The following is a 2,073-nucleotide window of genomic DNA, read 5'->3' on the forward strand; positions in this document are numbered from 1 at the left end:
CTACTGGAAAAGTACCTTCCGCCTGGATCCCTGTGCGTTAATGACCAGCCTGAGAATGCCCGTATTAATAGTGGGCGGTGCAGCCGATGTACAGGTGTCGCCCGCGCAGGTAACCATGCTGCAGGACTGTAAACCAGGTACCAACCTGGTGTTGATAGAAGGGATGACACATGCCTTGAAAAATAGTAACGGCATTTCGCCGGATAAAAAGACGCCATTACCTTTATCGCCGGAATTGGTGCCAGCACTCGTGGCTTTCATCAGAAAATAATTATTTTTTCAGACACTAAGGGTTTATCACCATTCAGGTGTATTACGGGTAGATATAACAGCAAACGGGCCATTGGAGAAAGATAAACACAATGACAGACTGACTTTACTGGTAGAACAATACTTTCATCACCACTATGAAGGGTTGCACCGTTATGCCTTTACCATCCTGAAAGACAACGATAGCGCCAAAGATGCCGTGCAGGCGGTATTCCTGAAATTATGGGAGAAAAGAGACACACTGGACGAAGAGCAATCTGTAAAATCATACCTCTACACGGCGGTATATCATTATTGCCTGAATATAAAAAGACATGAAAAGATCAAAGCAAGATATGTAACAGAGCGTGACAACACCGATCACGATAAAGCCGATCTGCTGGTCAGCAAAGAAATCAATCGTCAGATCATGGACCACATCGCCGCACTCTCGCCTCAATGCCAGCTGATTTTTACAAAAAGCCGCTTTGAAGGCAGGAAGTATGCAGACATTGCCGCAGAAATGGGTCTGTCCATAAAAACCGTAGAAGCACAGATGGGAAAAGCACTAAAGATTTTAAGGGCAAAATTATTTGATATTATGATCAGCCTTATGATATTATTTTTCCTATAAAAAATAAAAGTATAAGTACAACTTTACAACTAATGAATAAGCCCGGTCACATACAAGTTGATGATGAAATACTGGCAAAGTATCTTTCCGGAGAAGCTTCTCCGGAAGAAGCCATGGCGGTGGATGATTGGGTAAATGAGGCCAGTAGCAACCGCGTTTTATTGGAACAGGCCATGAGCGTGTGGGCGCAAACAGCCGCCGGCACTGCCTGGCAGTTGCCCGATAAATTGCAAGTATTAAAGCGCATCAGGCAAGCCGGAAAACCGGCCCAAACAGCTACCGTGAAAATGCTCCGCTGGGGCATCGCCGCGGCCGTGCTGATCCTGTTAGGCGCGGCTGGCGCGTATTGGCTGCTGCATCCCACACCGGCCACCATTACCGATCCGCTGGTAGTGCGACAGGCGCATCAGCAACTGCTGCGGGATACACTGCCGGATCATTCTGTGGCAGAAATCAGCAGCGGCGCTACTGTAAAGTACACGAAAGACTTTGCAGGCCACACCCGCAGTGTTCACCTAACCGGAAACGCCGGTTTTGATGTCACCGCCGATCCTGCAAAACCATTTGTCGTAAGCGTGGGCGATATACAGGTAAAAGTATTGGGCACCGTTTTTTACGTAACAGAAGACCCGGCCACCATCGCCGTGGCAGTAACATCCGGCGCGGTGAGTATGTACAGAAGCGATAGCGGCATTACGGTGAAAACAGGCGAAACCGGCTATTACAATAACACCACTCGCCGCTTTCATTTGAAGATGGCAGACGGCAGTGAAATAAAAAGATCTTTTAATTTTACAAATGCTCCCCTGAAAGATATCGCGGCGCAACTCGAAAAAGCCTATGGTGTCAGGATCGTTTTTAATAACAAAAAACTGGAAACCTGCACCATGAGTAGCTCTTTCGACAATAAATCAATGCGATTCATTTTTGAGGTGATATCAATTACGTTGAATGTTCAGTATAAGATCGAAGAAGATACCGTGTTTATCAGTGGCAATGGATGCAATTAAGTATTATGTAGCTACGCTGTTTATCACCATTGTAACGGCCTCCCTTTGCAGCGCACAGCAAAGTCGCATCAACCTGCAGCAAAAAATTGTAGTGCCTGCAACAACGATTCGTTTCGACTCGTTGCTCAGTGTCGTGAGCCGTCAAACCGGCGCGAAGTTTTCGCTGAACACCAGTAAATT

Annotated in this window: 4 protein-coding genes; all 4 read left to right on the plus strand. The window is 46.6% G+C overall.

Annotation, left to right across the window (positions count from 1 at the left end):
* Positions 1 to 271 (plus strand): hypothetical protein (locus VIP81_RS03590; protein ID WP_331957108.1); only part of this gene is annotated, 271 nt, incomplete at its 5' end.
* A gap of 72 nt (positions 272 to 343) precedes the next feature.
* On the plus strand, positions 344 to 883 hold the full coding sequence (locus VIP81_RS03595; protein ID WP_331957109.1) for an RNA polymerase sigma-70 factor: 540 nt from the start codon (positions 344 to 346) through the stop codon (positions 881 to 883).
* A 32-nt stretch (positions 884 to 915) separates the two neighbouring features.
* Complete coding sequence (locus tag VIP81_RS03600) at positions 916 to 1,893, plus strand: FecR family protein (protein ID WP_331957110.1); 978 nt, start codon at positions 916 to 918, stop codon at positions 1,891 to 1,893.
* Positions 1,880 to 2,073: hypothetical protein (locus tag VIP81_RS03605; protein WP_331957111.1), on the plus strand; the 194-nt coding region annotated here is incomplete at its 3' end. The genes VIP81_RS03600 and VIP81_RS03605, both read left to right, overlap by 14 nt.

The organism is Chitinophaga sp., assembly GCF_036566945.1.
Classification (GTDB): Bacteria; Bacteroidota; Bacteroidia; order Chitinophagales; family Chitinophagaceae; genus Chitinophaga.